Origin of the sequence: Klebsiella sp. 18074 (assembly GCF_902705905.1) — a bacterium.
GTDB classification, from domain to species: Bacteria; Pseudomonadota; Gammaproteobacteria; order Enterobacterales; family Enterobacteriaceae; genus Klebsiella; species Klebsiella terrigena.
Genome location: NZ_CACSIS010000016.1, coordinates 145,076 through 151,798, shown reverse-complemented (window position 1 = coordinate 151,798; position 6,723 = coordinate 145,076). Strand labels below are relative to the sequence as shown.

General features: G+C 55.3%; 5 protein-coding genes. 4 read left to right on the top strand and 1 reads right to left on the bottom strand.

What is annotated here, in order from left to right; all coding sequences use genetic code 11:
- Positions 1-103: 103 nt before the first annotated feature.
- Positions 104-670, bottom strand: a complete 567-nt coding sequence (gene satP, locus GVK32_RS17120) for an acetate uptake transporter (RefSeq protein WP_135185203.1) — start codon at positions 668-670, stop codon at positions 104-106.
- A gap of 523 nt (positions 671-1,193) precedes the next feature.
- Between satP and dnaK the strand changes: the two genes are divergently transcribed.
- The 4 genes from dnaK (at position 1,194) to nhaR (ending at position 6,687) form a co-directional block, all read left to right on the top strand.
- On the top strand, positions 1,194-3,110 hold the full coding sequence (gene dnaK / locus GVK32_RS17115) for a molecular chaperone DnaK (RefSeq protein ID WP_041143977.1): 1,917 nt from the start codon (positions 1,194-1,196) through the stop codon (positions 3,108-3,110).
- An 87-nt stretch (positions 3,111-3,197) separates the two neighbouring features.
- Positions 3,198-4,334, top strand: coding sequence for a molecular chaperone DnaJ (dnaJ, locus tag GVK32_RS17110; protein WP_041143978.1), 1,137 nt, complete (start codon positions 3,198-3,200; stop codon positions 4,332-4,334).
- 225 nt (positions 4,335-4,559) lie between these two features.
- Positions 4,560-5,735, top strand: a complete 1,176-nt coding sequence (gene nhaA / locus GVK32_RS17105) for a Na+/H+ antiporter NhaA (protein ID WP_159869836.1) — start codon at positions 4,560-4,562, stop codon at positions 5,733-5,735.
- Positions 5,736-5,787: 52 nt separating this feature from the next.
- Positions 5,788-6,687 carry a transcriptional activator NhaR gene (gene nhaR / locus GVK32_RS17100; protein WP_041143980.1) on the top strand — a complete coding sequence of 300 codons (900 nt, stop codon included), beginning with the start codon at positions 5,788-5,790 and terminating at the stop codon, positions 6,685-6,687.
- The last annotated feature ends 36 nt before the right edge of the window (positions 6,688-6,723 follow it).

The window sequence follows — 6,723 nt, the reverse complement described above, 5'->3', positions numbered from 1 at the left end:
GTCAGGGGCTGGGGGGAAATAGCGCCGCTGTGGCTGGCGAACTGCAGCGCCTGCCTTAGCGCGACTGCTCAATACCCTCGCCATAAGGCGAGGGTATTTTCTATCAATGAGGCGCGCCGATTGGCAGAACGGTGCGACCAAACTGCTCGTTGAGTACTTCACCCATCGCCAGATAAATGGCGCTACCGCCGCAGACTAAACCAATCCAGCCCGCGATTCTAACGATGCCTTCGTTATCGATCAGGTGACCAATTGCCAGCAGGGCAAACAGTACGGTCAGGCTGAGGAAGACGAACTGCAGCATTCGTGCGGCTTTCAGGGTACCGAAGAACATAAACAGCGTGAACACTCCCCACAGTCCGAGATACATGCCCAGGAAGTGCGCATTCGGCGCCTCTGCCAGGCCCATTTTCGGCATGAGAAGAATTGCGACCAACGTCAGCCAGAAGGCGCCGTAGGACGTAAAAGCGGTTAAACCAAAGGTATTACCCTTTTTAAATTCCAGTAGGCCTGCGAAAATTTGCGCAATGCCGCCGTAAAAAATGCCCATCGCCAGGATAGCTACATCAAACGCGAAAAGGCCGCTATTCGCCAGGTTAAGCAGAATAGTGGTCATGCCGAAGCCCATAAGGCCCAGCGGTGCCGGATTAGCCAACTTAGTGTTACCCATAATTCCTCAAAATAATGATTAGAAAGGGAAGCATTACCCCGTCGCTCAGCGGTGGGGCGCGGCATAATAATGAGGAGTCGTCAGGCTGTCTATGATCTGGCGAGGTATTTTTCACCAATTTTACACACTCTCTAAACGATGTCGGGCATTTGCCTGAAGCCTGGCGGGCAAAGGCATTCGTAAGGCTATGAACCGTCGAGCTTCTGGTCTTTCAACGCGAGGAGGGACTCGCTAAACAGACTCATCGTCCATTTACGGTGACCCCAGCGGATGAACGCCGTGAAGCGCGCTTTTTGGCGTCATATTGGGAAAACTCCCTCGCCGACGGCCGGCTTCGTAGGACGATGAAGATAAAAATTTTTTTGCCTCCCCCCTTGATGAAGCGGTGGACGACCCCATCTTGTAGTCAACCGCAGTGAATGAACCTGAAAAAAAAAGATGTTGGGCAGTTGAAACCGCACGTTTCGCCCTTATTACAGGTTCACAACCACATGTTGATCGAATTTTTAGTGGAGACGTTTAGATGGGTAAAATTATTGGTATCGACCTGGGTACTACCAACTCTTGTGTAGCGATTATGGATGGCACTACTGCTCGCGTGCTGGAAAACGCCGAAGGCGATCGCACCACGCCTTCTATCATTGCTTATACCCAGGATGGTGAAACTCTGGTTGGTCAGCCGGCTAAACGTCAGGCAGTGACAAACCCGCAAAACACCCTGTTTGCGATTAAACGCCTGATTGGTCGCCGCTTCCAGGATGAAGAAGTTCAGCGTGACGTTTCTATCATGCCGTACAAAATCGTTGCCGCAGACAATGGTGACGCATGGCTTGATGTGAAAGGTACCCGCACCGCACCGCCGCAGATTTCTGCTGAAGTGCTGAAGAAAATGAAAAAAACCGCGGAAGATTACCTGGGTGAGCCGGTAACTGAAGCCGTTATCACCGTACCTGCATACTTCAACGATGCTCAGCGTCAGGCGACGAAAGACGCCGGCCGTATCGCGGGTCTGGAAGTTAAGCGTATCATCAACGAACCAACCGCAGCCGCGCTGGCTTACGGTCTGGATAAAGAAGTCGGCAACCGTACTATCGCGGTTTACGACCTCGGCGGTGGTACCTTCGATATCTCTATTATCGAAATCGACGAAGTTGACGGCGAGAAAACCTTCGAAGTTCTGGCAACCAACGGTGATACCCACCTGGGTGGCGAAGACTTTGATAGCCGTATGATCAACTACCTCGTTGACGAGTTTAAGAAAGATCAGGGCATTGACCTGCGTAACGACCCGCTGGCCATGCAGCGCCTGAAAGAAGCAGCAGAAAAAGCGAAAATCGAGCTTTCTTCCGCTCAGCAGACCGACGTGAATCTGCCATACATCACCGCAGATGCCACCGGTCCGAAGCACATGAACATTAAAGTGACCCGTGCGAAGCTGGAAAGCCTGGTAGAAGACCTGGTTAACCGCTCTATCGAGCCGCTGAAAGTTGCGCTGCAGGATGCTGGCCTGTCCGTATCCGACGTTCAGGACGTTATCCTGGTCGGTGGTCAGACTCGTATGCCGATGGTGCAGAAGAAAGTTGCCGAGTTCTTTGGTAAAGAGCCGCGTAAAGACGTTAACCCGGATGAAGCTGTTGCTATCGGCGCAGCGGTTCAGGGCGGCGTACTGACTGGTGAAGTTAAAGACGTTCTGCTGCTGGACGTTACCCCGCTGTCGCTGGGTATCGAAACCATGGGCGGCGTGATGACTGCGCTGATCAACAAGAACACCACTATCCCGACCAAGCACAGCCAGGTGTTCTCGACGGCGGAAGATAACCAGTCTGCGGTAACTATCCACGTGATTCAGGGTGAGCGTAAACGCGCCTCCGATAACAAATCACTGGGTCAGTTTAACCTCGACGGCATCAACCCGGCACCGCGCGGCATGCCGCAGATCGAAGTTACCTTCGATATCGATGCCGATGGTATCCTGCACGTCTCCGCGAAAGATAAAAACAGCGGTAAAGAGCAGAAAATTACCATTAAAGCGTCTTCCGGTCTGAACGAAGAAGAAATCGCTAAAATGGTCCGTGAAGCAGAAGCGAACGCGGAATCTGACCGTAAGTTCGAAGAGCTGGTTCAGACCCGTAACCAGGGCGACCATCTGCTGCACAGCACGCGTAAGCAGGTTGAAGAAGCGGGCGACAAGCTGCCGGCTGACGACAAAACGGCTATCGAGTCTGCGCTGACCGCGCTGGAAACTTCCCTGAAAGGTGAAGACAAAGCCGATATCGAAGCGAAAATGCAGGCGCTGGCCCAGGCTTCCCAGAAGCTGATGGAAATTGCCCAGCAGCAGCATGCTCAGCAGCAGGCTGGCGGTGCTGAAGCTTCCGAAAGCAACGCGAAAGACGACGATGTCGTTGACGCTGAGTTTGAAGAAGTGAAAGACAAAAAATAATCGCCCTTTGAACGGGTAAAACACTGGCACGGGCGAAGAGGTTTCCTCTCCGCCCGTGCACGCATGTTAAGGGGCTGAAAAACACCAATGGCAAAGCAAGATTATTACGAGATTTTAGGCGTTTCCAAAACAGCGGAAGAGCGTGAAATCAAAAAGGCGTACAAGCGCCTGGCCATGAAATATCACCCGGACCGCAACCAGGGCGATAAAGAGGCCGAAGCTAAATTTAAAGAAATCAAAGAAGCTTACGAGATCCTGACGGATGCCCAGAAGCGTGCGGCCTACGATCAGTACGGCCACGCTGCGTTTGAGCAGGGCGGCATGGGCGGCGGCGGCGGTGGTTTCGGCGGCGGCGCGGATTTCAGCGATATCTTTGGCGATGTTTTTGGCGATATCTTCGGCGGTGGCCGCGGTCGTCAGCGCGCGTCGCGCGGGGCTGACCTGCGCTACAACATGGATCTGACGCTGGAAGAAGCGGTTCGCGGCGTAACGAAAGAGATCCGCATCCCGACGCTGGAAGAGTGCGACGTCTGCCACGGCAGCGGCGCGAAATCTGGCAGCAAGCCGCAGACCTGTCCGACCTGTCACGGCGCAGGCCAGGTGCAGATGCGCCAGGGCTTCTTCGCCGTTCAGCAGACCTGTCCGCACTGTCAGGGACGCGGTACGCTGATCAAAGACCCGTGCAATAAATGCCACGGTCACGGCCGCGTAGAGAAAACCAAAACGCTGTCGGTTAAAATCCCGGCAGGCGTAGACACCGGCGATCGCATTCGTCTGTCTGGCGAAGGTGAAGCTGGCGAGCACGGCGCGCCGGCCGGCGATCTGTACGTTCAGGTCCAGGTGAAGCAGCACGCCATCTTTGAGCGTGAAGGCAATAACCTGTACTGCGAAGTGCCGATTAACTTCACCATGGCGGCGCTGGGCGGCGAGATTGAAGTCCCGACCCTGGACGGCCGCGTGAATCTGAAGGTGCCTGGCGAAACGCAGACCGGCAAGCTGTTCCGCATGCGTGGTAAAGGCGTCAAGTCCGTACGCGGCGGCGCGCAGGGCGATCTGCTGTGCCGCGTGGTGGTTGAGACGCCGGTTGGCCTCAACGACAAGCAGCGGCAGTTGTTGAAAGAACTACAGGAAAGCTTCGGTGGCCCGACGGGAGAGAACAACAGCCCGCGATCCAAAAGCTTCTTTGACGGCGTGAAGAAATTTTTCGACGATTTAACGCGCTAATCAGCGTAAATTTTAAAAAGCCACTTTAATCGCGAAGTGGCTTTTTTGTTTATCGCCGTCTATCCGTTGATGATGGCGAAATCTCTCGATCGGACTCCTTTCAAACCCTTCTCTTTTTATTTCGTAAAAACCGATCGAAAGAGCAATAATAAACTTATTTTTTCGAGCTGTTATGTCGATTACAATAGTTTAAACGATGAATCATCCAGAAAGAGAGAAGAAAAAGTGAAACATCTGCAGCGTTTTTTAAATAGCGATGCTTCCGGTGGCATTATCCTCATTTTTGCCGCCGTGCTGGCGATGCTGTTGGCTAATACCAGCGCCACCAGCGGTCTGTACCACTCCTTTTTAGAAACGCCCGTTCAGCTGCGCGTTGGCGCGCTGGAAATCAACAAGAACATGCTGCTGTGGATTAACGACGCGCTGATGGCCGTCTTCTTCCTGCTGATTGGTCTCGAAGTGAAGCGTGAGATGATGCAAGGGGCGCTGGCCAGCCGTCGTCAGGCAGTGTTCCCGGTGCTGGCCGCCCTGGGCGGGATGATCGTCCCGGCACTGATCTACCTTGCGTTTAACGCGCAGGACCCGATTGCCAGAGGAGGCTGGGCGATCCCAGCGGCAACCGATATTGCGTTCGCGCTGGGCGTTCTGGCGCTGCTGGGCAGCCGCGTGCCTGTGGCGCTGAAGATTTTCCTGATGGCGCTGGCGATCATTGATGACCTGGGCGCGATCGTTATTATCGCACTGTTCTACACCAACGACCTTTCCGTGCTGTCGCTCGCGGTGGCGGCGGGGGCCATTGGCGTGCTGGCGGTGCTGAACCTGAGCGGGGTGCGGCGCACCGGTATCTATATTCTGGTCGGTGTCGTGCTGTGGACCGCGGTGCTGAAGTCCGGGGTTCACGCCACCTTAGCGGGGGTCATTGTCGGCTTTATGATCCCGCTGAAGGAGCAGGATGGCAAATCGCCGGCGAAGGAGCTTGAGCACGTTCTGCACCCGTGGGTTGCCTGGCTTATCCTGCCGCTTTTTGCCTTTGCTAATGCGGGTGTCTCGTTGCAAGGGGTAACGCTTGAGGGGCTGACGTCGCTGCTGCCGCTGGGGATTATTGCCGGGTTGTTTATTGGCAAGCCGCTGGGGATCGGCCTGTTCTGCTGGCTGGCGCTGAAGCTGAAGTGGGCTTCGCTGCCGGAAGGGACTCATTTCACGCAGATTATGGCGGTCGGCGTGCTCTGCGGGATCGGCTTTACGATGTCGATTTTTATCGCCAGCCTGGCGTTTGCCAGCACTGACCCCGGCTTAATCAACTGGGCCAAGCTTGGCATTCTGATCGGCTCGGTGCTATCGGCCGTCAGCGGATATATGCTGCTGCGCAAGCGCGTAACGGTTCCCACCCACTCGGCATAATACTTTCGGAGAGCCTGCAGAGGCTCTCCAGGACATTATCAGGGAGAGAAGCATGTCGCATATTAACTACAACCATCTGTACTACTTCTGGCACGTCTACAAGGAAGGCTCCGTGGTTGGGGCGGCGGAAGCGCTGTTTCTGACGCCGCAGACCATCACCGGACAAATTAAAGCGCTTGAAGAGCGCCTGCAGGGCAAGCTTTTTAAGCGTAAGGGCAGGGGGCTGGAGCCGAGCGAGCTGGGCGAGCTGGTGTTCCGCTACGCCGACCGCATGTTCACGCTAAGCCAGGAGATGCTGGATATCGTCAACTACCGCAAGGAGTCGAATTTGCTGTTCGACGTTGGCGTGGCGGATGCGCTTTCGAAGCGGCTGGTGAGCGGCGTGCTGGATGCGGCGGTGGTTGAGGATGAGCAGATTCATCTCCGCTGCTTTGAATCGACCCACGAGATGCTGCTGGAGCAGCTGAGCCAGCATAAGCTCGATATGATTATTTCCGACTGCCCCATCGACTCAACCCAGCAGGAGGGGCTGTTTTCGGTGCGCATCGGCGAATGCAGTGTGAGCTTCTGGTGTATGAATCCGCCGCCGGAGAAGCCGTTTCCCGCCTGCCTTGAGGAGCGTCGCCTGCTGATCCCCGGCCGGCGTTCGATGCTTGGCCGCAAGCTGCTGAACTGGTTTAATTCGCAGGGGCTCAAGGTTGAGATCCTCGGGGAGTTTGATGACGCGGCGCTGATGAAGGCGTTCGGCGCGGCGCACAATGCGATCTTTGTCGCGCCGACGCTCTACGCGCATGATTTCTACCACGACGAGTCGATTATTGAGATTGGTCGGATGGAGAACGTGATGGAGGAGTATCACGCCATCTTTGCCGAGCGCATGATCCAGCATCCGGCGGTACAGCGTATCTGCAACCGCGACTACTCGGCGCTCTTTACCTCGCCGCCGCGCTGACGGACGGCAGATTTCAGGCATAAAAAAACCCGCTTT